Source organism: Mesorhizobium sp. BH1-1-4 (assembly GCF_020165665.1).
Lineage (GTDB): Bacteria > Pseudomonadota > Alphaproteobacteria > Rhizobiales > Rhizobiaceae > Mesorhizobium.
The window spans coordinates 39,820-64,366 of the sequence record NZ_JAIUIN010000016.1 but is presented as its reverse complement, the minus strand read 5'-3'; the positions used below and the strand labels follow the sequence as shown (position 1 = coordinate 64,366).

The window sequence follows — 24,547 nt, the reverse complement described above, 5'->3', positions numbered from 1 at the left end:
CCCGCGTGACCCGCGCCGCTTTAGCCGGGCGAGCCGCTCATCCCGCCTGATACCTCCAATGTGGCGCGCGGCCAACAGGCTGGCGAAGGCTCAGACCAGCGTTTCTGCGAACAAATCCGTCAATCGCTTCCAATGCCGTTCGGCGCCTGCTTCGTCGTAGACGCTGTGGTCGGGAACGCACCAGCCATGTGCCATGCCGACATAATTCTCGATCGCGTGATCGACTTCCGCCGTCCTCAGCGCCTCGGCCAACCTTGTCGACTGCTCCGCTGGAAAACTCCTGTCGACACCAGCCATGCCGACATAGACGCGCGCCTTGATCGAAGCCGCCTTTCGGTGCGGGCTGTCCTCGGCGTCGCTGGCAAGGTTGCCGCCGTGAAAACTGGCGGCGGCCTTGATCCTGTCGGGGTAGATCGCTGCCGCATTCAGTGCCCGCGCGCCGCCCATGCAATAGCCGACGGTGCCGATCGGACCGGTAACGCCATCGCTGGCGAGCGCGTCGAGAAAGGCGCTGCTGTCGCTGATGGTCATCGCCTGCGTCGTGCCGGTGACCAGCGCCATCAGCGCCACTTTCGTTTCCTCGACGGTAAACGCGGTCTTGGCGTCGAACGGGCCGTAGGGCGCGTTGCGATAGAAGAGGTCGGGAACCAGCACCGTATAGCCCTCGCCCGCCAGCCGCTCGGCCATGCCGTCGAGCGCCGGGCGCGGACCAAAGGCGTCCTGGTAAAGGATGACACCAGCCTTGAACGGAGAAGCCTTGGCCGAGCGGAACAGGCCCGCCTTCGCCACACCATCATGGGTCTTGATCTGAAGATCCTGCTTGGTCATTGCCTGCTCCGTTTGTCGGATGTGCGATACATATCCGCGCGAACCGCCACGGCAAGGCGTTCCCTGAGCCCGGCGGTCAACATTTCGTGCAGGCGCGCGTGACGCGCTAAAGACCAGCGAACGAAGCCATGTGGAAGGCTTGAACGTCCCGCGGATAGCGATACTGGGTGCCATAGGGGCAGGCATTGCGGTCAAGGCAGCCGCCGGTCCGGCACGGTCCGCCATTGGCCCCCCGCACATGCGCCAGGCAGGCCTCGTAGGCGAAACCATCCGTCGAATAGGCATCGACCGGACAGGATTTCAGGCAGGGCTTGTCGACGCAGGTGTCGCACAGATGGATCGTCTCCCGAGGTTCGGGAAGCACGATCTCCTCCTCGAACAGCAACGCACCGCGATAAGCATGCCACAGCCCGTATCGCGGATGCATGAGGATGCCGAGCGGCGACGGCTTCAGCCCCTCCGCCCGCATCGCCCATTGCTGGAACGGCAGATAGGGTTTGTCGGACGGCGAAACGGCGCGCGCGCCGAAGGTCTCCGCAACCGCCCCGATCACCGCACGCGACCATGTATCGAGCGGATTGGCGATACCCGGTTGTTGCGCTAGCCAGCGCTGAAAATGTGGCCAAGGCGCCGCGCCCGCCTGCCCAACGAGGAGTATGGATTTGGTAGACGGATCGATAGGCGCGTCTTGACCTTCGACACAATTGAAACCGCCTCGAAGGATGAGCCCATATCGGGCCAAAGCCGCAGCGACGTGAGCATAACGACTGCTCATCTGGCTTCGGCTTCGGCTTCATCTTGAGCCCGTGAGCTGCGTGACTCTCGTTTTGGATCATGCGGGCGGGAGCAGCCAGACGCCTTATGAGTCCAAGCTCTCCTCCGGTCGTCAACGATCGTTAGAGAGCAGGTGAATCCAGTTTCGTCCCCCGGGCAGTGCATGGTGCCTCGCACGTCCCTGGGCAGATCGAACTCAACTTCAATTTGGCAGGCATGGATTGCCAAGCCTTTGGCGGCAGCTAGAGTTTCGACCATTGAACCGTATCGCGACGCGATCGAAACGAACTCCGCCAACGTTTCAGATGAGCGCCCCATCAAGTCGATCAATATCTTGGTCGTCGACTTCGCTCGCGCATAGGCGTGCAGCTTGCCGACCGCCCAGTACCCATCGCAATCATTGTTCCGGCTCACAAAGGACGCGACGGCGTCGGCCGCAACCCCCTTCAACGCCCTCCTTCGAGCCATCTCGTCCTCCGGACTCGAGCCCTCGGAACATACGCGCGCATCGCGCACGCAATCATCCCTTCTTGTCCGGATCGGAGAAGGCGCTCCGCCAGACTTCCTTGTGGATGATGTTGGCGACTTTAGCCCCGCCTGACTCGGGCTCCTTTCAGGTGAAGGCGTCGGGCATCGACCCTTTCTTCTTGGCGATGAAGTCCTTCAGGGCTTCGTCGATGCCTTCATCAAGGTGCGGCGCCTCGTAAGCTTCCAGCCAGCGGCGCGCCAGATCGTTGGCGCGCTGCGGCGCGGTTTTCTCGCCTTCGGCCAGCCACTGCTCGTAGGAATTGTTGTCGGCGATCGACGACCGGTAGAAGGCGGTTTGGAAATTGGCCTGGGTGTGGTCGCAGCCGAGATAATGGCTGCCCGGACCGACCTGGCGGATGGCGTCCATAGCCTGGCCGTTTTCCGACAGGTCGACGCCTTCGCAGAATTTCTGCTGCATGCCGAGCTGGTCGATGTCCATCATGAATTTCTCATAGCAGGACGCCAGCCCGCCCTCGAGCCAGCCGGCCGAATGCAGCACGAAATTGGTGCCGGCGAGGATGGTCGAGTTCAGCGTGTTGGCGCTTTCATAGGCCGCCTGTGCGTCCGGAACCTTGGACGCGCAGAGCGAACCGCCGGTGCGGAACGGCAGGCCGAGACGGCGGGCAAGCTGTGCCGCGCCATAGGACACCAGCGACGGCTCCGGCGTGCCGAAGGTTGGCGCGCCCGACTGCATCGAGATCGACGAAGCAAAGGTACCGAACAGCACCGGCGCGCCCGGCCGGATCAGCTGCGTGAACGAGGCGCCGGCCAGCACTTCGGCCAGGACCTGCGTCAGCGTGCCGGCGACCGTCACCGGGCTCATCGCGCCGGCCAGGATGAACGGCGTGACGATGCAGGCCTGGTTGTGGCGCGAATAGACTTTCAACGCGCCAAGCATGGTCTCGTCGAACACCATCGGCGAGTTGGCGTTGATCAGGCTGGTCAGCACCGTGTTGTTCTCGACGAAGTCGTCGCCGAAGACGAGCTTGGCCATCGCCACCGTGTCCTCGGCGCGTTCCGGCGCGGTCACCGAACCCATGAACGGCTTGTCGGAATATTTGATGTGCGCGTAGATCATGTCGAGATGGCGCTTGTTGACCGGCACGTCGACCGGCTCGCATACCGTGCCGCCCGAATGGTGGATCGACGGCGCCATATAGGCCAGCTTCACGAAATTCTGGAAATCCTCGATCGTGGCATAACGCCGGACGCCGTCGAGATCACGCACGAAGGGCGGGCCGTAGACCGGCGCGAACACGGTGGCGTTGCCGCCGATCTGCACCGAGCGTTCCGAGTTGCGGGCATGCTGGGTGTAGATGGACGGCGCGGTCTTCAGGAGCGAGCGGCAAAGCCCCTTGGGGAAATGCACGCGCTCGCCCTTGACGTCGGCGCCGGCCTCTTTCCAGAGCTGCAGCGCTTCGGCGTCGTCGCGAAAAATGATGCCGATCTCCTCCAGCACCGTGTCGGTGTTCTTCTCGATCAGCGCCAGGCCTTCTTCGTTCAGCACCTCGTAAACGTTGATCTTGCGCTTGATGTAGGTGAGCTGCGTGCCCGGGCCCCCGCCGGAGCGCGCCGCGCGCCTTGCCGCCGCTCCGCCGCTGGCGCCGCGCCCACGCCGCGCGTTTGACGCTTCCTGGTCGACTGCCGCGTGTTCGCTCATGATCGCTCTTCCCTGAATATGGCCTGCCTGACGATGGCCGGTCCGTAACCGTTGCGGCCGCATGGCGCGGCTTTGCCCGGATCGTAGCCATGCACCCTATTCGAAACGGCCCGTCCGCGCCAACGCCTGTCGCAAAATCGACAAGAAATCCGATAGATTTTCCAGTCGCTTTCCTTTTGCGGGAAGTCGCAAATCAGCTATGGATACCCGCCCGTTGCGGGTTAGGTATGAACGCCATTATTTTGTGCCTTGCGACACAGTCGCGATGCCGTGAGGAGCTGGATTAAAATGTCCGACGACGAGATCATCCTTTCCGAACTTTCCGACGACGAGTTGGTGCAGCAGATGCACGACGATCTCTATGACGGTCTGAAGGAAGAAATCGAGGAAGGCACGCGCATCCTGCTTGAGCGCGGCTGGGTCCCCTACAAGGTGCTGACCGAGGCGCTGGTCGAAGGCATGCGCATCGTCGGCGAGGATTTTCGCGACGGCATCCTGTTCGTGCCCGAGGTGCTTTTGTCCGCCAATGCGATGAAGGCCGGCATGTTCATCCTGCGTCCCCTGCTCGCCGCCACCGGCGCGCCAAAGCAGGGCAAGATGGTGATCGGCACCGTCAAGGGCGACATTCACGACATCGGCAAGAACCTCGTCGGCATGATGATGGAAGGCGCCGGCTTCGACGTCATCGACCTCGGCATCAACAACGCGGTCGAGAAGTATCTCGATGCGATCGAGCAGCACCAGCCCGACATCATCGGCATGTCGGCGCTGCTCACCACCACCATGCCCTACATGAAGGTCGTCATCGACACGATGAAGGAAAAGGGCATTCGCGACGACTATGTCGTGCTGGTTGGCGGCGCGCCGCTCAACGAGGAATTCGGCAAGGCCGTCGGTGCCGACGCCTATTGCCGCGACGCGGCGGTGGCGGTCGAGACCGCCAAGGACTACATGAAGCGCAAGCACAATGTGCGCGCTTCGGCCTGATCCAAGGCATCAGGATGAACCGAAAAAAGCCGCGCCTTGCAGCGCGGCTTTTTTGTTCCCAGATGAGGGACGTGGCTTCGGATCAATTGGCGACGGTGTCTTTGACCGCCCTGGCCGTCGATTTGACGTCCTTGCCGACGCCGCGGACCGTGTTCGCGCAAGCCGTAAGGGCCAAGGCGCAGGCAAGAATGGCAATAGGCGCTACGCGTAGCAGTTTCATGGACGGTGTCTCCCTCAATAGATAAACTAGCCCCATGGCAACAAAGGCCGGCCCGACTGGTTCCATCATGGCCAAGACACAGAAAATAAGACCGAATCAAGCCGAGAAGGTGCTCATCATCGCCTGCGGAATGATTGCGCGCGAGGTGTTGGCCGTCAAGGAACAGATCGGCCTGGATCACCTGGAGTTGACCTGTTTGCCGGCGGAATTTCATTTCCATCCAGACCGCATCGCGCCGGCGATGGACAAGGCGATCGAAAAGGCCAGGGCGGAAGGCTACGAACACATCTTCGTCGGCTATGCCGATTGCGGTACGGGCGGCCTGCTCGACCGCGTGCTGGAAAAGCATGGCGTCGAACGCATGGCCGGCCCGCATTGCTTTGCCTTCTACCAGGGCATGGACGCCTATGCGAAGGTCGCCGACGACGACATGATGTCCTTCTACATGACCGATTTCCTGTGCCGTCAGTTCGACGCCTTCTTCATGAAGCCGCTCGGACTGGACAAGCACCCCGAGCTGATCAAGGACTATTTCGGCAATTACGAGAGACTGATTTATCTGGCGCAGACCGATGATCCGGAGCTCGACAAGGTGGCGGAAAAGGCCGCCACCCTGCTCGGCCTCGCCTACGAACGCCGCTCGACCGGCTATGGCGACCTGACGCCGGAGCTGGCGCGGGTGGCAATGAACGCCTGACAGCGTCAGGCTGCGTCTTCCGCCGCCAGTGCCGCCAGCACGTCGGCAAAGCTCGTCCTGCAAACAAAACCCAGCCTGTCCCTCGCCCGCGACGCGTCATAGACCCGGTCGATCGAGGAAAACATCGTCCAGCCCTTGCGCGCGTAGAGTGCCGGAAATTTGGGGAAATAACGGGCCACGACCGATGGAGCATCGGCGATCAGGTCCGCACAATCATCAGGTTGGAACGGCGTCGGCGCACAGACGATGAAGGTGTCGAAGCCGAGCTCGGGTGCCTTGTCCAACGCCGCGACATGCGCCCGCGCCGCGTCCTCCACCGTCAGCCGCCGGAACAGCAGTTCGTTCGCCTTGGTGTTGGCGTCCGACTGCTCGATCGCATGCGCCATGTCGTCGGCCTCGGGGAAGAAACGTGCCGTGCGCAGCACCACCACCGGCAACCCGTGCCGGAGGTGGTAGAGACGGCAGAGATGCTCGGCGGACAACTTGGTCACCCCATAGATGTTGCGCGGCTCGGGCGACATGTCCTCCGTCAGCCACGCCGCCTTGCGCGCACCGCCCTTGAAGCCGTCGCGTATCGCCTGCGAGATCATCAGCGAGGTCGTCGACGTGAAGACGACGCTTCGCACATTGGCCGTCACCGCCGCATCGAGCAGGTTTAGCGTGCCTTGCACGTTGGTCGCGATGAAATCGCTGTTGGCGTGGTTTTCGATGTTGGGCTTGTGCAGCGCACCGCTGTGGATGATGGCCTCGATCCGGTTTTCACCGACGGCGCGCATGACGAGCTCACGGTCGGCGATTGAAGCGACGATGCGTGTTTCGGCCGATGGGACGGGATCGAGGCCGGTGACGTCATGTCCAAGCCCGCGAAGGAGTGGCGCCAACGCGCTGCCCAGCCAGCCTGACGACCCCGTAAGCAATATTCGCATGCGTCGCACCATGATTTTTGACCGTGACGCTGTTAAGCACGGATGACAGGCGCCAGCGACCCGGTAAGTTATGCACCAGACGGCAGCGGCCGCCGTTGCAGACAAAAACAGGGAATCCTTCGATGAACCTCCGCCCCTTGCTTGCCGTTGTCGGCCTGCTCTGCTGCACCTTGCCCGCCCTTGCCGACGGTCAGGTGCAGAAACTGATCACCGCCGCCGACAAGGCGCGGCTGGACAAATATGGAGAGACCCGCAAGGCCGCACTCGCCGAGGCGAAGGCCGGCGACCCCGCCGAGGTCAAGCAGCTCGACGCGCTGCTGGCCAAGCCGCTGGTTGCCTTTTCCGACAAGGATCTCACCGGCAACTGGCGGTGCCGCACGATCAAGGTCGGCGGACTGAGCCCGCTCGTCATCTATGGCTGGTTCAAATGCAGGGTCACCGATGATGGCTCCGGCTGGCGGCTGGAAAAGATCAGCGGTTCGCAGCGCACCCAGGGCCGCTTCTTCGACGACGGCGACAAGCGCTCGATCTATCTTGGCACCGGCTCCGTCAACGACGACCGGGCAAAGCCCTATGGCAGCGGCCCGCAAACCGACCAGGTCGGTTATGCCTTCCGCAACAGCGCCAAGGAATGGCGCATCGAATTCCCCGCGCCCTATTACGAATCGAAGCTCGACATCATGGAATTCAAGCGCTGAGCGGGGTCTTCATGCCCCGGTAAGGCTTCCGGCATACCAAGGATTAACCCGCCTGCCCTAGGGTCCGGCCACGTCAGCCAGTCCATGGAGCATGGCAAGATCAATGGCAGCGTCGGAATCCAATCCGCGACCGATTGTCGTCGTCACCGGCGGCGGCGCGCATGTCTGGGCCATGATCAACGACCTCGCAGACCGCGTCGGCCCCGTCAGCGTCATCCTGGAAGTTCCTGAATCCAAAAAACAATTGCTGCGCGGCCGCGCCCGGCGCCAGGGCTGGATTTCCGCCATGGGCCAGCTCGGCACGATGGTGCTGAGCAGGCTTGGCAAACGGCTTAATGTCAAACATGCCGCCCGGTTGATTGCCGAGGAGAAGCTTGAAACGGAGCCACGGCAAGGCCAGGTCATCGTCCATGTGGCGTCCGCCGACGGGCCGGAATGTTTGCGGGCGATCGAGACGATCAAGCCCGGCGTCGTGCTGTTGAATGGCTGCCGGCTGATTTCCAGGGAGATGCTGGCCAAAATGCCATGTCCGGTGCTCAACTATCATGCGGGCATCACGCCGAAATATCGCGGCATGAATGGCGGCTATTGGGCGTTGACGTCGGGCGATCCCGAAAATTTCGGCACCACCGTCCATCTGGTCGATGCGGGCGTCGACACCGGCGGCGTGCTGAAGCAGGTGCGCGGCGAGCCGAAACAAGGCGACACCATCTCTAGCTATGCGCTGCGCCAGGCGGCGTTTTCGCGCGACATCTGCGTCGAGGCGGTCAGCGATGTGCTGGCCGGAAAACTCGCAACGTTCGATCCAGGGCTGCCAACGAAACAATGGTACCACCCAACGATCTGGTTCTATGTCTGGACAGGGCTGAGAACCGGCATCTGGTAGCGCATCCAGCGTCGGAAGCAGCGCAAACTCCGCCGCCATTACCGCTGCATTGACCCCGTCGCGACATCGGTCGCAAACGAATAAACCCACCTTTCATTTTACGACATCCAAATGCGTCGCTTTTGAATGCGCGCGCGTCGTCCCATAACAAGCAGCCTTACGACGCTTGCGGCAATGCTCGGAATATCGAGGAGCGAGAATTCATGGCCGATCTTATCGTCGTCTACTGGCGCGACATTCCTGCCCAGGTCATCGTCAGGAAAGGCCGGCAAAACGCCAAGCGCGAACTGCCGTTGCGCTTCACCGAGGCGATCGACATGTGCGCCATGCGCACCGGCGCCGGCGGCACCGACGACTATCTCGCCGAATGGCGCAAGGCCGATCCGGTTCCGGTCGGTGACGATCTCGAAGCCGAGGTCGAAAAGGCCTTCAACGAGCTCGACGCGAAGTACGACCGCGAGCGGCTGGCCGCTCTGGTCAAGGCGGGCGGAAAAGAAAATGTCTGACGAGAACCCGGCGGTTACACAGGCCACGTTGGTCAAGAAGGCAGCGCCGAAATCCGATTACAAGCCGGCCGACGTGTCGCCGCAGCGGCGCGTGCAGCGCTCGTTTGCCGTGCGGCTGTGGTCGATCCGGCACTCGCGCCTGCTCGAATGGTTCTATGCCCGCTTCGCCGACACGTTCCTGCTGCTGCATCCCTTGTGGAAGGGCATCGGCTATGGCCGCGTCGAGGCCCCGGTCAAATTCGTCGAGAAGCGCGTAAAAGGCTTCATGTTCGACTGCCGCATGTGCGGCCAGTGCATCCTGTCCTCGACCGGCATGTCGTGCCCGATGAACTGCCCCAAGCAATTGCGCAACGGCCCTTGCGGCGGCGTGCGCGCCAACGGCAATTGCGAGGTCGAGCCCAATATGCCCTGTGTCTGGGTCAAGGCCTGGGAAGGCTCGCAGAACATGGTCAATTCCGACAGGATCCTCACCGTGCAGAAGCCGGTCGACCAGTCGCTGCGCGAAACCTCGGCCTGGCTGCGCGTCACCGCGCAGGCGGCGGCAGCCCGCGAGGCCGCTGACGCGCCAAAATCCGGAGCCGCCGCGTGACCGGCCCTCAGCGTGACGAGAATCCGGCCGGCATTCACCTGCCGCTCGATCCCCTGCCCGGCCATTCTTCGCGCGGCCGGCTGGAGCGCGTGCTGCGGCGCGGCGAATTCGCCGTCACCACCGAACTCAACCCGCCCGACAGCGCCGATCCGGAAGACGTCTACAACAGGGCCAAGATTTTCGACGGCTGGGTCGACGCGATCAACGCGGTCGATGCGTCCGGCGCCAATTGCCATATGTCTTCGGTCGGTATCTGCGCCCTTCTGACCCGCATGGGCTATGCGCCGATCATGCAGATCGCCTGCCGCGACAAGAACCGCATCGCCATCCAGGGCGATGTGCTGGGGGGTGCCGCCATGGGCGTCGCCAACATGCTGTGCCTGACGGGCGACGGCGTGCAGGCCGGCGACCAGCCCGGTGCCAAGCCGGTATTCGATCTCGATTCCATGTCGCTGCTCGAAACCGTCCGCATCATGCGCGACAACGGCAAGTTCCTGTCCGGACGCAAGCTGACGACGCCGCCGCAGGTTTTCCTGGGTGCGGCCGTCAATCCATTCGCGCCGCCTTTCGACTTCCGCCCGATCCATCTCGGCAAGAAGATCGCCGCCGGCGCGCAGTTCGTGCAGACGCAGTATTGCTTCGACGTGCCGATGTTCAGGACCTTCATGCAGAAGGCCCGTGATCTCGGTCACACCGAAAAGGTGTTCATCCTGTGCGGCGTCGGCCCCCTGGCGTCGGCCAAGACGGCAAAATGGATCCGCTCCAACGTGCCGGGCATTCACATCCCCGACGCGGTGATCAAGCGGCTGGAAGGCGCTCAGGACCAGAAGAAGGAAGGCAAGCAGCTCTGCACCGACATCATCAACGAGGTGAAGGAAATCCCCGGTGTTTCGGGCATCCATGTGATGGCCTACCGCCAGGAGGAATATGTCGCCGAGATCGTCGATGAATCGGGCGTGCTGAAGGGCCGCCAGCCATGGAAGCGGGAAATCCGCCGCGACGACCAGATGGTCGCCGACCGGCTCGACCGCATCCTGCACGACGAGATTACCGAAACCCAGGTGGACATGGTGAAGACCGCGCATTGAAGGCGCCGACGGTCACCATTCGCTTGATCGACAAGAGATAACGATATAAAGAACTCTTTATATCACGACGGAGAGATTTCATGACCCGGACCATCGTCGCCTCGGCGACACGAGAAATCATCATCGGCTTCGACCAGCCCTTCTGCGTGATCGGCGAACGCATCAACCCGACGGGGCGCAAGAAGCTCGCCGCCGAGATGGTGGTCGGCAATTTCGAGACCGTCATCAAGGACGCGCTGGAACAGGCCGCCTGCGGCGCGACCATGCTCGACGTCAATGCCGGCGTCACTTCGGTCAACCCGAACGAAACCGAACCTGGCCTTTTGGTGCAGACGCTGGAGATCGTGCAGGGCCTGGTCGACCTGCCGCTGTCGATCGACTCGTCCGTCACCGCCGCGATCGAGGCCGCGCTGAAGGTTGCCAAGGGCCGCCCGCTGGTCAACTCCGTCACCGGCGAGGAGGAAAAACTCGAGGCCATCCTGCCGCTGGTCAAGAAATACAACGTGCCTGTCGTCGCCATCTCCAACGACGAGACCGGCATCTCGATGGACCCGGACGTGCGCTTCGCCGTCGCCAAGAAGATCGTCCAGCGCTGCGCCGATTTCGGCATTCCGGCGCACGACGTCGTCGTCGACCCGCTGGTCATGCCGATCGGTGCGCTCGGCGATGCCGGCCGCCAGGTGTTCGCGCTGTTGCGGCGGCTCCGCGAAGAACTCAAGGTCAACACCACGTGCGGCCTGTCCAACATCTCCTTCGGCCTGCCGCACCGCCACGGCATCAACGCCGCCTTCATCCCGATGGTGATCGGCGCCGGCATGACCTCGGCGATCATGAACCCCGTGCGCCCACAGGAAATGGAAGCCGTGCGCGGCGCCAACGTTCTGAACGGCACCGACGAGAATTGCACCAACTGGATTCGCACCTATAAGGATTACAAGCCGGCCGAAGGCGGCCAGGCGGTCGCCGCACCGACGGCGGTCAATGCACCAGGCGAAGGCGGCAATGGCGGTCGCCGTCGTGGCGGCCGTGAAGCCCGCATGGCAAGGGGATAAGCGCGCAATCGTGAATTCGCATACCAACATCACCGATCCGCTCGTGCTGTTCATGCCGTCGGGCAAGCGCGGGCGGTTTCCTGTCGGCACGCCGGTGCTCGACGCCGCGCGCCAGCTCGGCGTCTATGTCGAAAGCGTGTGCGGCGGGCGTGCCACGTGCGGGCGCTGCCAGATCGAGGTGCAGGAAGGCAATTTCGCCAAGCACAAGATCACCTCCTCAAACGACCACATCTCGCCCAAGGGGCCCAAGGAAGAGCGCTACGAGCGCGTGCGCGGCTTGCCCGAACGGCGCCGCCTCTCCTGCTCGGCGCAGATCCTCGGCGATCTCGTCATCGACGTGCCGCAGGATACGGTCATCAACGCGCAGACCATCCGCAAGGATGCCGACACCAGGGTGATCGCCCGCGATACGGCGATCCGCATGTGCTATGTCGAGATCGAAGAGCCCGACATGCACAAACCGCTCGGCGACCTCGATCGGCTCAAGATCGCGCTGATGAAGGATTGGGGCTTTAAAAACCTCGAATTCGACTTCTACCTGCTGCCGCAGGTGCAGGGCATATTGCGCAAGGGCAACTGGACCGCGACCGCCGCCATCCACAAGGATGCCGACAGCGACATAGCGCGCGTCATCGCGCTGTGGCCGGGTCTCAAGAACGAGGCCTATGGTCTGGCTTGCGACATCGGCTCGACCACCATCGCCATGCATCTGGTTTCGCTGCTGTCGGGCCGTGTCGCGGCTTCGTCCGGCACGTCGAACCCGCAGATCCGCTTCGGCGAGGATCTGATGAGCCGCGTCTCCTATGTGATGATGAACCCGGACGGCCGCGAAGGCATGACGGTTGCCGTGCGCGAGGCGATCTCCAGCCTGGTCGACAAGGTCTGCGCCGAAGGCAACGTCCAGCGCAATGACATCCTGGACAGCGTCTTCGTCGGCAATCCGATCATGCATCACCTGTTCCTCGGTATCGATCCGACCGAGCTCGGCGGAGCCCCCTTCGCGCTTGCCGTCTCGGGCGCCGTTCGCATCAAGGCCTCCGACATCGGCCTCAAGCTCAACCAGGGCGCGCGCCTCTACATGCTGCCTTGCATCGCCGGCCATGTCGGCGCGGACGCGGCGGCGGTCACGCTGTCGGAAGGCCCGCACCGCCAGGACGAGATGATGTTGATCGTCGACGTCGGCACCAATGCCGAAATCGTGCTCGGCAATCGTACACGGGTCGTCGCGGCCTCCTCGCCCACAGGCCCGGCCTTCGAGGGCGCCGAAATCTCCGGCGGCCAGCGCGCCGCGCCCGGCGCCATCGAGCGCGTGCGCATCGATCCCGAGACGCTGGAGCCGAAATACCGCGTCATCGGCTCGGAACTGTGGTCAGACGAACCCGGTTTCCTCGACAGCGTGCGGGCGACCGGCGTCACCGGCATTTGCGGTTCCGGCATCATCGAGATCGTCGCTGAAATGTATCTCGCCGGCATCATCTCCGAGGATGGTGTCGTCGACGGTTCGCTCGCCCTGCGCTCGCCGCGCGTCGTCGCCAACGGCCGCACCTTCTCCTATGTGCTGAAGGAAGGCTCCGACTCACTGCAGGAAGATGGGCCCAAGATCACCATCACCCAGACCGACGTGCGCGCCATCCAGCTCGCCAAGGCGGCGCTCTACGCCGGTACCAAGCTGTTGATGGAAAAGCAGAACACCGAGCATGTCGACCGCATCCATTTCGCCGGCGCCTTCGGCTCCTTCATCGATCCGAAATACGCCATGGTGCTGGGCCTGATCCCCGATTGCGACCTCGACAAGGTCTCGGCCGTCGGCAACGCTGCCGGCGCCGGTGCCCGCATGGCGCTGCTCAACCGCGGCTATCGGCGTGAGATCGAGGAGACGGTGAGCCAGATCGAAAAGATCGAGACCGCGCTGGAGCCGAAATTCCAGGAGCATTTCGTCTACGCCATGGCGCTGCCCAACAAGGTCGATCCGTTCCCGAAACTGTCGGCGGCGGTGAAGCTGCCGCCACGCAAGACGGTCAGCGAGGATGGCGTCGCCGGAGACGCCACCCCACGCCGGCGCTCGCGCGAAGGCCACGCGGCAAGACGCGGGCGGGAATAGGCCCGCCGGCCCCTCCCTCGATTTCATTTGTATGCAAATGTTTCCGGATCGAACCGATCAGGAAACCGAAACGCTGTTTTCGCGAAATCCATCCGATACATGGCAGGCGCATTTACCCCGCATCGAACGGCGACCGAGGATAGTCCTTGGCCACCGCCGTTCTTCAAGGGAGATGAAAATGTCGATGTTCGAAAATCTCGGCCGCTTCGGTGTGACCATCAGGCAGGCCCATGCCAGGAACAAGGCGATCAGCGCGCTGAACAGCTTGCCGGCGCATGTCCAGAAGGATATCGGCTGGCCGGCATCGCCGCCGAACGATCCGCAGGTGACGCTCGCCTCGCTGCTTCTGGGTACGACGCGCTGATGACGTTCGCCGACAAATGCAAATTGCTCGGCATCCGCCGGGGATCGCGCACATCCCCGGTGGCCACCAGCAACCGATTGCGCGCGGCACTTTTGCCGCGGCGCCGACGACAGCGCGCGGATCACACCAGCGTGTGGGCACAGCGTAAATCTTGACATTTTCGGCCAAGGCACGATCTTCGCTTGGAGGGGGAATTCTCTTAGTCGGCTGCCGCCGAAGTTCGTGTATCCGCATGCCAAGTTTGAAAAGCCACGTCGTATCCTTCGTGCTCAGGCACAGCCGCAAGCAGGCCTTTTCCAGCCCGGAAAACCTGCGGCGCTGGATCGCGGCCGCGCGCAAGACGGAAGATCACCATCCACCGGCCGCGCTGCAGCAGCGTTACGACATCCAGACGCGCAGCGTGGACGGTTTTCCGGTCTACGAAATCGCTCCCAAGGCCGGAGAGCACAAGCGGATTCTCTATCTGCATGGCGGCGCCTATGTCTTCGAGATCACGCCCTATCATTGGTATCTGATCGCCGATATGGCCGACCGGCTGGGCTACGGCATCACCGTGCCGATCTATCCCATCGCCCCGGAACACGATTTCCACGCCATGTTCGGCATGGTCGGCAATGTCTATCGCCAGATGATCGAGGAGACGGAGGCGGAAGAGATCATCTTCATGGGCGATTCCGCGGGTGGCAACATGGCCGTGGTACTGACCATGATGGCGGCGGAAGAGGGCCTGCCCCTACCGTCGCGCCATGTGCTGATTTCACCCGGACTCGACGTCTCGCTCGCAAACCCCGAAGTGTTCGAGGCGGAGCGAAACGATCCATGGTTGGGCATCGCCGGCGGGCGGGAGGCTATCCGGCTCTATAGTGCCGGCATGGATCCGACAGATTGGCGCATCAGCCCGGTCTATGGCGATCTGTCGGTGTTGCCGAAGACATTGCTCCTGACGGGCTCCCGCGAGCTTCTCACGCCCGACAATCTGATCTTCGCGCAAAAAGCCCGCGCCGCCGGTGTCGAGGTGGAGCTGGTTTACGAGGAAGGCATGTTCCACGTCTGGCCGCTGATCGACATGCCTGAAGCGCGGCGCGCGCGCCAACACATCGTTGCTTTCCTTAGCGAGAGCCCTTCGCCGATCGTCCAAGGCACGGCGGCAAGGTTCAAGGCGCCCTCCGCGGAGGCCGCGGAGCAGCGCCTCCAGTCCGGGTATCCCGGATAATCAGAACTTGCCGGTTTCTCGGAACACTTCGAAGGTCGCGCGGATATGGTCGGCGACGGCCTTGACCGGCGCGCTGGCGTCCGGCGCCACCACCATGGCCAGATTGTAGGTACCGATATCGGGCATACCGTCCTTCGGGCAGAGTTCGACCATTTCGTTGCCGAGGAACGATCGCGGCAGCGGCGCCACCGCGAGGTCGGCCATGATGGCGGCGCGCTGGCCGGCCGTATGCGCGCTCATATAGGCGACGCGGTAGTTGCGGCCCTCGCGGCCCAATGCCTCGAGCGCACCGGCCCGCCAGGCGCAGCCCTCTTCCCACAATGACACCGGCAGCGGTTCGCGCAGATGCGCGCAGCCGCCCTTGGCGCCGGCCCACACGATCGGTTCGGTCAAAAGCACCTCGGCGCCGAGCGCGCTGGTCTTGTAGGAGTTCGTCAATAGCGTGATGTCGAGCGCGCGGTCATCCATGCGGCGGCGCAGATTGCTGCTCTGGTCGATGGTGACGTCGACGGCGATCGAGGGATGCGACTGCGCGAAGCGCTTCAGCACATGCGGCAGCACACGCTCGCCATAGTCGTCCGGCGACCCCAGCCGCACCACGCCGACAATGTCGGGAATGATGAACTTCGACACCACCTCGCGGTTGATCGACAAAAGCCGGCGGGCATAGCCGAGCAGCATTTCGCCGTCCGTGGTCAGCGTCACCGAACGCGCGTCGCGCGCGAACACCGAGCGGCCGAGAATGTCCTCCAACTTCTTGATCTGCATGGAGACAGCCGACGGCGTGCGGAACACCGCATTGGCCGCCGTGGTGAAACTGCCGGTCTCGGCAATCGCCACGAAGGTGCGCAAAACGTCGAGGTCGAGCAGCGGCAGCGGATGATTAAGCGGGGCGTTCATGGCGATTAGCCTTCAATTTTTCTGATACAAAGCATCATTCCATTTCGTTTGATTGAACATCAGATCAGGAGCATAGTCAACTCCATCGAAGCAGCATGCTGCCAAAGCGGTCACCAAACGACCATGACGCGGACCTGCATTCGACGTGAAATGAAGCTGTAACAGACCTGACGTAACGCATTGCCGGCGCCTCCCGCGCCGCAGCAAAGGAGATCGATATGTCTATCCTCTCGTCCCTCGGCCGCATCGCGACCGAATTCAACGCGGCCCGCGCCCGCTACCAGACCGAACGCGCCATCCGTTCCCTGCCGATCGAGCTGCAGAAGGATATCGGCTGGCCGGAAGCTTCCGACACCAAGGCCGGCATTCGCAATGGCGTCGGATCCTGGGCTGGAGCAAAGTAGATCGTGTGTACCCCGTGCTGAAGGCCTGCCGCGCAAACCGCCCGGCAGGCCTTCTCTACTTTATTTGTATTCAAACGAATTCAGGAGCCATGCTGCCGCTGCATGGCGCATATGAGCAAGCCGCATAGCAGCTCGTTTTTGAAGCTAACTAGCTGAAAATATTCGTAAATACTGGGCACAACAGCTATACCCTGCCCAAATTTGTCGCATTCGGTGTCGCTTTTCATATCAAGCACTTCGCTTTTGCGATTTAGTTTCCGCTCACACAAGCCTATATCACCGTCAGCAAACGAGCTGCCCCACTCCATCAAGCGAAGGCGACCCGTCTGAGCAACCGATTGGAGATGATCATGAAGCTTTTTGCCCGCCTCTTCGCCCGCCGCGAAATGAACCTGACGACCGCTCTCGAGCGCCAGCGCCTCGCCAACACCATGCCCGGCCAGACCGGCGCGATGGCAGCGGCCCGTCTTGGCTTCGTCGCCTGACCATTTTTCGAGGCAGCGCGTCCCTGCCGCTGCTTAAGACTGTAGCGCCGCCTGGCTCCGGCCAAGGCGGCGTTTTTGTTGCCTTTTGCCCGCCGCCTGAACAGTTGGCGCTGCTTCCCGGGGCATCGCGCACAGCAATTGCCCATTTGCGACCCATGTCGCAAATATAATCCCGCTCAGCCAGCGTAGCCAATTGACAAGCATGGTTTTTCCTGATGTCGCTATGCTATTCGCGACATCCTGTTCGCGTCATGGCCAGATGAGGTTCCCCGTGAACGCCGTCAAGCATCCGATCAAGCGATCGTTTGTGTTCTTCCTTGTTCCCGACTTTACCATGATCGCTTTTGCGACCGCGCTCGACCCGCTACGCTCCGCCAATCGGATGCTCGGCTATGAGGCCTATCGCTGGCGCCTTGCCAGCATTGACGGCAAGCCGGTGCGCGCCTCCAACGGCGTCGAATGCGCCGTCAACACCTCGCTGGAGGAGGAACGCAAGAAGATGGCGGGGCCGGATCGCCCCAACATGGCCATCGTCTGCAGCGGCATCAATGTCGAGCGCTACCAGAACAAGTCGGCCTTTGCCTGGCTGCGTGAGGAATACAATCGCGGCGTCGCGGTCGGTGGCCTGTGCACGGGTGCGCATATCCTCGCCGCTGCCGGGCTGTTGTCGAACAAGCGCTGCGCCATCCATTGGGAAAACCTGCCGGGCTTTTCCGAGGCCTTCCCGAAAGCCAATGTCTTTGCCGACCTGTTCGAGATCGACCAGAACATCTACACCTGCGCCGGCGGCACCGCCGCGCTCGACATGATGCTGAAGCTGATTGGCGACGATTTCGACGAGAGCCTCGTCAACCGGGTCTGCGAGCAGGTGCTGACCGACCGCGTGCGCAGCCCGACCGACCGCCAGCGCCTGCCGCTGCGCGCCCGGCTCGGCGTGCAAAACTCCAAAGTGCTGACCATCATCGAGCTGATGGAGGCCAATCTCTCCGAGCCGCTGTCGCTGATCGAGATCGCCGACCATGTCGACCTGTCGCGCCGCCAGATCGAGCGCCTGTTCCGCACCGAGATGGGACGCTCGCCGGCCCGCTACTATCTGGAAATCCGCCTCGACCGCGCACGGCATCTCTTGATCCAGTCGTCGATGCCGGTGGTCGAGGTAGCGGTCGCCTGCGGCTTCGTCTCGGCCTCGCATTTCTCCAAATGCTACCGCGAGCTCTATGCCCGCTCGCCGCAGCAGGAACGCGTCGACCGCAAGCAGCTGCTGGCGGCCTGATCGGACAGGGTCCTGATCAACCCTCGGCCGGCTGCACTTGCGCCGTCCGCATCGCCTCGACACGGATGTCCTCGGTCAGCCGCGCCTTCAGCGCCGAGAATTCGGGACTGGTCTTCAACGTGTAATGGCGCGGATGCGGCAGGTGGATGGCGACATCCGACTTGATGCGGCCGGGCCTCGCCGTCATCACGATCACGCGCGAGGCCATGAAGATCGCTTCCTCAATGTCGTGGGTGACGAACAGCACCGTCTTCTTGCGCCTTTCCCAGATGCCGAGCAGCAACTCCTGCATCAGTCCGCGCGTCTGGTTGTCCAGCGCCCCGAACGGCTCATCCAGCAACAGGATCTCCGGATCGTTGGCCAAGGCGCGGGCGATCGCGGTGCGCTGCTGCATGCCGCCGGAAAGCTGCTTCGGCCAATGGTTCTCGAACCCTTTCAGCCCGACGAGGTCGACATAGGACGCGACGATGCCGTCCCGCTCCTTCTCGGCCGTGCCGCGTTCGCGCAGGCCGAAGGCGATGTTTTCCGCCACTGTCAGCCAGGGAAACAGCGTGTAGGACTGGAAGACCATGCCGCGGTCCGGCCCGGGCCTCGTCACCGCCTTGCCGTCGAGCAGCACGCGGCCTTCGCTTGGCGCCTCCAGACCGGCGACGATCCTCAGCAGCGTCGACTTTCCGCAACCCGACGGCCCCAGGATGGTGATGAAGTCGTTGGCGGCGACCGCCAGGTCGATCGGCATCAGCGCCCTGACGGGCTCTCCGCCCCGCACGCCGGCGAAGGTTCGCGAGACGCCCTCGATGAGGAGCTTGCTCACGCCAGGCTCCACGGAAAGAGCCAGCGGTTGAAGGCCTTGAAAGCGAAGTCGGAGAGCAGCCCGATCAGACCGATGACGATGATGCCGAAGATGATCTGCCCGGTCGCCAGCCGCGATTGGCTGTTGATGATCATGTAGCCGATGCCCGACGACGAGCCGATCAGTTCGGCGACGATGACGTAGGTCCAGGCCCAGCCGAGCACCAGCCGCAGCGTCTCGGCGATCTCGGGCGCGTTGGCCGGCATGATCACCCGTCTGACGATGCCATTGTTGGTCGAGCCCAGCGTATAGGCGGCCTCGACAAGGTCACGCCGCGTCGACCCGACCTTGACCGCGACGATCAGGATGATCTGGAACACCGAGCCGACGAAAATGACCAGCAGCTTCTCCAGTTCGCCGATACCCGCCCACAGGATGAGCAGCGGAATGAAGGCCGACGCCGGGAGATAGCGGGCAAAGGAGACGAACGGCTCCAGAAAGGCTTCCACCGGCTTCCAGGCGCCCATGGCGATGCCGAGCGGCACCGCGACGACCGAGGCCAGCACGAAGCCGCCGAAGACCCGCCAGATGGTGATCAGTATGTCGAGCCAGAAACGATCCTCGACCAGCAGCCGCCAGCCATCCCGCAGCATCGACAGCGGATCGGCGAGGAAGATGCGGTTGACGTGGCCGCCAAGCGTGATCCAGGCCCAGAAGGCCACGAACAGCACGAAGAAGGAAATGCCGAGCACGGTTCGCAGGCCCGGGGAGACAGGATGCAAGGGGCGCATCTTCGTCCTTTGTCAGCGGCAAGGCGGCGGCGCTCGGCGCCACCGCAAAGTGTCCAAGGGTTGAACCGTCAATTCGCCACGGCGCTGATGTCGGCCAGCGTGGCGACGTCGGGCGCCTCCTTGATCAGACCCATCTGCAGCAGCAACTCGCCGGCGGTCTTGGAAAAGTCCTGGAACTCCTTGGTGAAGAACGTCTTGTTCTCGGCCTTGTCGGCCCATTTCAGATACTTCGCCGAATCCTCGAATTCCTTGGCCGACTGCTTCACGTCGGCGCCCATGATCTCGTAGGATTTCTGCGGATCCTTCTTGATCAGGTCGAGCGCGTCGAAATAGCTGTCGGCCAGCGCCTTGGCGGCGTCGGGATTGGCCTTGAGGAATTCGGGCGTGCAGCCGACCGTGTCGAGAACCATGGGATAGTCGAGCGTGGTCGCCAGGATATGGCCCTGGTCGGCCTTGTCGCGCACGGCCGAGATGAAGGGCTCGTAGGTGACCGCCGCATCGTTCTGGCCGGCGAGGAAGGCTTGCGCCGCCGCGTCGGGCTCGAGATTGACGACCGTCACGTCCTTGGTCGACATGCCGTTCTTGTTCAGCACCCAGGCCAGCATGAAATAGGGCGACGTTCCCGGGGCGGAGGACGCCACGTTCTTGCCCTTGAGATCGGCGACGGTCTTGATGTCGTTGCGCACCACGATGCCGTCGGCGCCATAGGATTTGTCGAGCTGGAAAATCTGCTTGGTGGTCACCCCGCTGGCGTTCCAGACCAGCCATGTCTCGACCGTGGTGGCGGCGCATTGCAAGTCGCCGCTGGCTATGGCGAGCGGACGACTGGCCTGCGGCACCTTCTTCAAGGTTACGTCGAGGCCATGCTTCTCGAACAGCCCCGCCTGCTTGGCAAGCGTCAGCGGCGCGAAGCCGGTCCAGCCGCTGATGCCGATGGTGAGTGATGTGGCGGCCATGGCCGGCGCGGACAGACCGGCGGCAAGTGTCAATGTCGCGGCAAGGACGGCGATCCTGTTCATGTCGGTTCCCCTTTTGTTTCTCTGGGGCAAATTGTTCACAGACGCTAATCGGCTTGTCAATCAACAGGAACGTGTTCGGCGACACCGGCAGCACGCGGTAACCTGGTTTGGAATTGCTCTAGCGGCTGTCGGGCATCCAGTTGCGGTTGCGCCACATTTTCTCGCCGATCTCGCAGTCGGTGGCCGGCTTGTCCTGCGCCAGCACCACTGGTGGATGATTCGCCTCCTCCGCCGCCCATAGCGGTGACGCCGGGCCGGCAAGCTCCAGCACCAGCTTGCGGCGGATGGCCTCGGGAAATTGCGTCCAGTCGTTGACCGGGATCATGAAGGCGCCGGCGCCACCGATAACGCAGTCGCTGTAGTAGCGGTCGAGATCGTTGACATCATAGACGCCGGAAAAACCGCCTCGCGTCATCAGCGGCAGGCCGTTGATGACGATGCCTTGCCTGACCACCGCGTCGCGGGTGAGATTGACCGGCGCGCCCTGGTTGTTTGGCCCGTCGCCCGAAATGTCGATGACGCGCTTGGTTCCCTGGTAGCCGCTTTCGGCGAAAAGGTCGCTGCCGAACTCCAGCGCGCCGGAGATCGAGGTGCGCCGCGCGCTGTTGGGTGGCTGGGCCGACAATTGCGCCACCACCCGCTCCGCGTCGGCCCGCGTCGCGATCATCGTCCACGGCACGATGACGCGTTGCCAGCTGGTGCCAGCCCATTCGACATAGGTGACGGCGATCTTGCCATAGGCGCCGTCGGCGATCGCCTGCAGCACATTGTCATGCGTCAGCGCTGCCGCGTAGCCGTGACGCTGGATCTCGAGCTCGTCCGGCGACATCGACAGCGAAACGTCGACCGCCAGCACCAGCTCGACGTCGACCGGCTCGTCCGCGCGGGATTCCGGCACCAGCCAGAGCGTCAGCGCCAGGGCAGCGCAGCCGGAAAGCAGATGTCTTGCGCGGGGGAAAGCAGACATTCCGCAAGGGTAAGCGAAAACAGCCCGGTTAAAAAGACAAAAGCCCGGCTCCAAATCAGGCTTTTGCGATCAGTCCATTACTCCTCCGGCAAATCAGCTCCGCGGCTTCAGATTCTCCGGATCGTAGAGCGGCTTGTAGCCGACACCGGCGACTTCAACCGGATAGGTCTCGCCGAAATACTCGACATTGAGCTTGCGGCCCTCCTGCGCATAGGCCCAGGGCAGATAGGCGAGCGCGATGTTCTTGCCGATCGTGGGGCCATAGGCGACCGATGTGGTGAAGGAACGGCGTCCGAGCTCGTCGACCAGCGTTTCTCCGCTCTCGGGGTCGATCACCGGCATGATGCCGACGGGATAACGGGCAACACCCTTGGAATCCGTATTCTCGGTCATCACCAGCGTGCACAGCATGGCCGGCTGATTTGCGCGTTCGCGGTATTCGACATGCTTGGCCTTGCCGCAGAAATCATTCTCCTTGACCTTCGGCCGGGCAAGATCGGCTTCCAGCAGATTGTACTCGGTCAACAGGTCGGCATTCTGCAGCCGCAGGCTCTTCTCCATGCGGCGCGTGTTGGCGTAGGTCTCGACGCCGAAGGGCATGACGCCGGTTGAGCGCAGCGCGTCCCAGACGGCCAGGCCATCCTCGTAGCGCATATGCAGCTCCCAGCCCTGCTCGCCGACATAGGAGATACGGAAGGCGGTGACATCCTTGCCGCCGATGCGGACCGGCTTGATAGCCGCGAATGGAAAATTCTCCGGCGAAAGTCCATCCGGGTTCTCGACCACCTTCTGCAAGGTGGTGCGGGCATTCGGACCCCAGATGCCGATGGTAACGTATTTCTCGGTCACATCGGTGATGGTGACGTCGAACCCTTTGTCCTGCGCGGTGCGCTGCATGTAGCGGAAGTCGCGCGGCCCGGCGTCGGCGCCGTCGATCAGCCGGCAGCGATCGGCCATGCGGATCACGGTGAAGTCGGCGCGCACCATGCCTTCCTCGTCGAGGAAGTGGGTGTAGATGCCCTTGCCGATATTGTTGTCGCCGCCGATCTTGGCCGCGCACAGCCATTCCAGCAGCGCGACGTGGTCGGGTCCCTCGATGTCATACATCGAGAAATGCGAGAGGTTGACGATGCCGCAATCCTCGCTCATCGCCAGATGCTCGGCATTGGACACCCGCCAGAAATGGCGGTTGTCCCACTCGTTCTCGCGCACCGGTACCCGGTTGCCGTACTTCTCGAGCAGATGCTCGTTGGCGGCGTAGCCGTGGGCGCGCTCCCAGCCGCCGAGTTCCATGAAATAGCCGCCGAGTTCCTTCTCGCGCTCCCAGAAGGGCGAGCGCCTGATGTTGCGGCCCTTGGAGAAAGGTTCGCGCGGATGCACCGCCGGATTGTAGACCTTCATCGCCGTTTCGGTGCAGCGATCCCAGATGAACTGTTCCTTGGTCTGGTGCGAATAGAAACGCGCATAATCGATTGCGTGGTGGTCGATCGCGGTGCGGCCGTCGGTCATCCAGTCGGCGATCAGCTTGCCCATGCCAGGGCCGTCCTTGACCCAGATGGCGACGGCGTACCAGAGACCCCTCACCTTCTGGCTCTCGCCCATCGACGGCCCGCCATCGGCGGTCACCTGCAGCAAGCCGTTGAAGGAATGGCCTTCATTGTAGCCGAGTTCGCCCAGGATCGGCGTCAGCTCCATGGCGCGTTCGAGTGGTGCCAGGATCTGCTCCATGTCGAGATCGCGCTGCGACGGCGACAGCCGCGCCTGGTCCTTCTCAAGGAGATCGCGCGGGTGGCAGAGACGCGGATTGGTCTCTTCGTAATAGCCCCACTCGATCTGGCCGCCCTCGGCGGTCTTGGGGTCGCCGGTGTCGCGCATATAGGCCGAGTTGCCCTGGTCGCGCAGCAGCGGCCAGCCGATCTCCTTGCCGGTGCCGGCGAACTCGGTGTACGGGCCGAAGAATGTCAACGGATGGTCGATCGGCATGACCGGCAGGTCCTCGCCGACCATCTCGGCGATCAGCCGGCCCCAGATGCCGGCGCAGACAATGACGTAATCGGCCTCGATCGTGCCGCGGTCGGTCACCACGGCGCTGATGCGGCCGTCCTTGGCGACAAGCGACTTCGCAGGCGTGTTGGCGAAGGATTTGAGCTTGCCCGAGGCTTCCGCCTGATCGATCAGCTTGCCGGCAACCGTCTGCGATCGCGGGATGACGAGGCCGGCGTCCGGATCCCAGAGGCCGCCCTGCACCAGATCCTCTTCGATGAGCGGGAATTTTTCCTTGATCTCGGCGGGCTCGATCAGGCGCGCGCGGGTGCCGAAGGCCTTGGCCGAAGCGATCTTGCGCTTGATCTCGTCCATGCGCCCGTCGTCGCCGACGCGGGCGACCTCGAGGCCGCCGACACGCGCGTAATGGCCCATCTTCTCGTAGAAATCGATGGAGTAGAGCGTGGTCCAGCAGGACAGGAAATCGTGGCTGGTGGTGTAGCAGAAGTCCGACGCATGCGCGGTCGAGCCGATATCGGTCGGGATGCCCGACTTGTCGATGCCGACAATGTCGGTCCAGCCGCGTTCGATCAGATGATGGGCGATCGACGCGCCCACGATGCCGCCGAGGCCAATGATGACGACCTTCGCCTTTTTCGGAAACTCTGCCATTGCCCGCGACTCCAAGTGCTGTTGCGGGCGGCGTCGGCGCCCGTTTGATCGGCGCACAATATGCAGGCGGCGGGCACGGCGCTACCGCCTGTTTGCGACACGCCGCAGGTGCGGCGCGACCCGTCATAAATCAGGGAAAACGG

General features: G+C 62.9%; 25 protein-coding genes. 14 read left to right on the top strand and 11 right to left on the bottom strand.

Translation table 11 applies throughout. The annotated features are described in order from the left end of the window. Window positions 1-90 precede the first annotated feature (90 nt). From LB569_RS22955 to LB569_RS22945, 3 genes are all read right to left on the bottom strand, one after another. Entirely contained in the window at window positions 91-828 is a 738-nt protein-coding gene (locus LB569_RS22955; RefSeq protein WP_224694208.1) for a dienelactone hydrolase family protein, read from the bottom strand. Window positions 829-934: 106 nt separating this feature from the next. Then, on the bottom strand, window positions 935-1,603 hold the full coding sequence (locus LB569_RS22950; RefSeq protein WP_224694207.1) for a 4Fe-4S dicluster domain-containing protein: 669 nt from the start codon (window positions 1,601-1,603) through the stop codon (window positions 935-937). 612 nt (window positions 1,604-2,215) lie between these two features. After that, window positions 2,216-3,790 carry a trimethylamine methyltransferase family protein gene (locus LB569_RS22945; RefSeq protein ID WP_224694206.1) on the bottom strand — a complete coding sequence of 525 codons (1,575 nt, stop codon included), beginning with the start codon at window positions 3,788-3,790 and terminating at the stop codon, window positions 2,216-2,218. 288 nt (window positions 3,791-4,078) lie between these two features. On the opposite strand from LB569_RS22945, the gene LB569_RS22940 reads away from it, so the two are divergent. Further along, complete coding sequence (locus tag LB569_RS22940) at window positions 4,079-4,777, top strand: corrinoid protein (protein ID WP_140701704.1); 699 nt, start codon at window positions 4,079-4,081, stop codon at window positions 4,775-4,777. Between the two features lie 82 nt (window positions 4,778-4,859). On the opposite strand, the gene LB569_RS22935 is transcribed toward LB569_RS22940, so the two are convergent. Beyond that, a complete protein-coding gene (locus tag LB569_RS22935) occupies window positions 4,860-4,997 on the bottom strand; it encodes an entericidin A/B family lipoprotein (RefSeq protein WP_140701705.1) in 138 nt (45 codons plus the stop codon). A 67-nt stretch (window positions 4,998-5,064) separates the two neighbouring features. On the opposite strand from LB569_RS22935, the gene LB569_RS22930 reads away from it, so the two are divergent. Continuing rightward, window positions 5,065-5,694 (top strand): DUF1638 domain-containing protein, encoded by a 630-nt coding sequence (locus LB569_RS22930; RefSeq protein WP_224694205.1) that lies wholly within the window; start codon window positions 5,065-5,067, stop codon window positions 5,692-5,694. Between the two features lie 5 nt (window positions 5,695-5,699). Here LB569_RS22930 and LB569_RS22925 read toward each other — a convergent pair whose 3' ends face one another. Continuing rightward, window positions 5,700-6,620 carry an NAD-dependent epimerase/dehydratase family protein gene (locus tag LB569_RS22925; RefSeq protein WP_224694204.1) on the bottom strand — a complete coding sequence of 307 codons (921 nt, stop codon included), beginning with the start codon at window positions 6,618-6,620 and terminating at the stop codon, window positions 5,700-5,702. A gap of 122 nt (window positions 6,621-6,742) precedes the next feature. On the opposite strand from LB569_RS22925, the gene LB569_RS22920 reads away from it, so the two are divergent. The 9 genes from LB569_RS22920 to LB569_RS22880 all read left to right on the top strand — a co-directional run bounded on the left by LB569_RS22920 (window position 6,743) and on the right by LB569_RS22880 (window position 15,117). Further along, entirely contained in the window at window positions 6,743-7,318 is a 576-nt protein-coding gene (locus LB569_RS22920; RefSeq protein ID WP_224694203.1) for a DUF4893 domain-containing protein, read from the top strand. Window positions 7,319-7,421: 103 nt separating this feature from the next. Further along, window positions 7,422-8,204, top strand: a complete 783-nt coding sequence (locus LB569_RS22915) for a formyl transferase (protein ID WP_224694202.1) — start codon at window positions 7,422-7,424, stop codon at window positions 8,202-8,204. 203 nt (window positions 8,205-8,407) lie between these two features. Beyond that, window positions 8,408-8,710 carry a virulence factor gene (locus LB569_RS22910; protein WP_224694201.1) on the top strand — a complete coding sequence of 101 codons (303 nt, stop codon included), beginning with the start codon at window positions 8,408-8,410 and terminating at the stop codon, window positions 8,708-8,710. Further along, window positions 8,703-9,299 carry a methylenetetrahydrofolate reductase C-terminal domain-containing protein gene (locus LB569_RS22905; RefSeq protein ID WP_140701711.1) on the top strand — a complete coding sequence of 199 codons (597 nt, stop codon included), beginning with the start codon at window positions 8,703-8,705 and terminating at the stop codon, window positions 9,297-9,299. The genes LB569_RS22910 and LB569_RS22905 overlap by 8 nt, the downstream gene beginning before the upstream one ends. After that, the gene (locus LB569_RS22900) at window positions 9,296-10,387 is read left to right on the top strand and encodes a methylenetetrahydrofolate reductase (protein WP_140701712.1); all 1,092 of its coding nucleotides are present in this window, start codon (window positions 9,296-9,298) and stop codon (window positions 10,385-10,387) included. The genes LB569_RS22905 and LB569_RS22900 overlap by 4 nt, the downstream gene beginning before the upstream one ends. A gap of 80 nt (window positions 10,388-10,467) precedes the next feature. Further along, complete coding sequence (locus LB569_RS22895) at window positions 10,468-11,439, top strand: methyltetrahydrofolate cobalamin methyltransferase (RefSeq protein WP_224694200.1); 972 nt, start codon at window positions 10,468-10,470, stop codon at window positions 11,437-11,439. After that, window positions 11,390-13,540 (top strand): ASKHA domain-containing protein, encoded by a 2,151-nt coding sequence (locus LB569_RS22890; RefSeq protein ID WP_224694199.1) that lies wholly within the window; start codon window positions 11,390-11,392, stop codon window positions 13,538-13,540. Before LB569_RS22895 ends, LB569_RS22890 begins: the two co-directional genes overlap by 50 nt. Before the next feature lie 178 nt (window positions 13,541-13,718). Next, window positions 13,719-13,904 carry a hypothetical protein gene (locus LB569_RS22885; protein ID WP_224694198.1) on the top strand — a complete coding sequence of 62 codons (186 nt, stop codon included), beginning with the start codon at window positions 13,719-13,721 and terminating at the stop codon, window positions 13,902-13,904. Window positions 13,905-14,136: 232 nt separating this feature from the next. Then, a complete protein-coding gene (locus tag LB569_RS22880; RefSeq protein ID WP_224694197.1) occupies window positions 14,137-15,117 on the top strand; it encodes an alpha/beta hydrolase fold domain-containing protein in 981 nt (326 codons plus the stop codon). Here the strand turns inward: LB569_RS22880 and LB569_RS22875 are convergent, their stop codons facing one another. After that, window positions 15,118-16,017 (bottom strand): LysR substrate-binding domain-containing protein, encoded by a 900-nt coding sequence (locus LB569_RS22875; protein ID WP_224694196.1) that lies wholly within the window; start codon window positions 16,015-16,017, stop codon window positions 15,118-15,120. 218 nt (window positions 16,018-16,235) lie between these two features. Between LB569_RS22875 and LB569_RS22870 the strand changes: the two genes are divergently transcribed. The 3 genes from LB569_RS22870 (at window position 16,236) to LB569_RS22865 (ending at window position 18,179) form a co-directional block, all read left to right on the top strand. Then, window positions 16,236-16,421 carry a hypothetical protein gene (locus tag LB569_RS22870; protein ID WP_224694195.1) on the top strand — a complete coding sequence of 62 codons (186 nt, stop codon included), beginning with the start codon at window positions 16,236-16,238 and terminating at the stop codon, window positions 16,419-16,421. A 350-nt stretch (window positions 16,422-16,771) separates the two neighbouring features. Then, window positions 16,772-16,906, top strand: a complete 135-nt coding sequence (locus tag LB569_RS31860; protein ID WP_013894968.1) for a hypothetical protein — start codon at window positions 16,772-16,774, stop codon at window positions 16,904-16,906. 334 nt (window positions 16,907-17,240) lie between these two features. Continuing rightward, a complete protein-coding gene (locus LB569_RS22865) occupies window positions 17,241-18,179 on the top strand; it encodes a GlxA family transcriptional regulator (RefSeq protein WP_411970246.1) in 939 nt (312 codons plus the stop codon). A 16-nt stretch (window positions 18,180-18,195) separates the two neighbouring features. Here the strand turns inward: LB569_RS22865 and LB569_RS22860 are convergent, their stop codons facing one another. The 5 genes from LB569_RS22860 to LB569_RS22840 all read right to left on the bottom strand — a co-directional run bounded on the left by LB569_RS22860 (window position 18,196) and on the right by LB569_RS22840 (window position 24,404). Next, on the bottom strand, window positions 18,196-18,993 hold the full coding sequence (locus tag LB569_RS22860; protein WP_224694194.1) for an ABC transporter ATP-binding protein: 798 nt from the start codon (window positions 18,991-18,993) through the stop codon (window positions 18,196-18,198). After that, window positions 18,990-19,763 carry an ABC transporter permease gene (locus LB569_RS22855; protein WP_140701718.1) on the bottom strand — a complete coding sequence of 258 codons (774 nt, stop codon included), beginning with the start codon at window positions 19,761-19,763 and terminating at the stop codon, window positions 18,990-18,992. The genes LB569_RS22860 and LB569_RS22855 overlap by 4 nt, the downstream gene beginning before the upstream one ends. A gap of 68 nt (window positions 19,764-19,831) precedes the next feature. Beyond that, on the bottom strand, window positions 19,832-20,782 hold the full coding sequence (locus tag LB569_RS22850; RefSeq protein WP_224694193.1) for an ABC transporter substrate-binding protein: 951 nt from the start codon (window positions 20,780-20,782) through the stop codon (window positions 19,832-19,834). A gap of 118 nt (window positions 20,783-20,900) precedes the next feature. Beyond that, window positions 20,901-21,749, bottom strand: coding sequence for a DUF1194 domain-containing protein (locus tag LB569_RS22845; RefSeq protein WP_224694192.1), 849 nt, complete (start codon window positions 21,747-21,749; stop codon window positions 20,901-20,903). 93 nt (window positions 21,750-21,842) lie between these two features. After that, complete coding sequence (locus LB569_RS22840) at window positions 21,843-24,404, bottom strand: FAD-dependent oxidoreductase (RefSeq protein WP_224694191.1); 2,562 nt, start codon at window positions 24,402-24,404, stop codon at window positions 21,843-21,845. Between the last annotated feature and the right edge of the window lie 143 nt (window positions 24,405-24,547).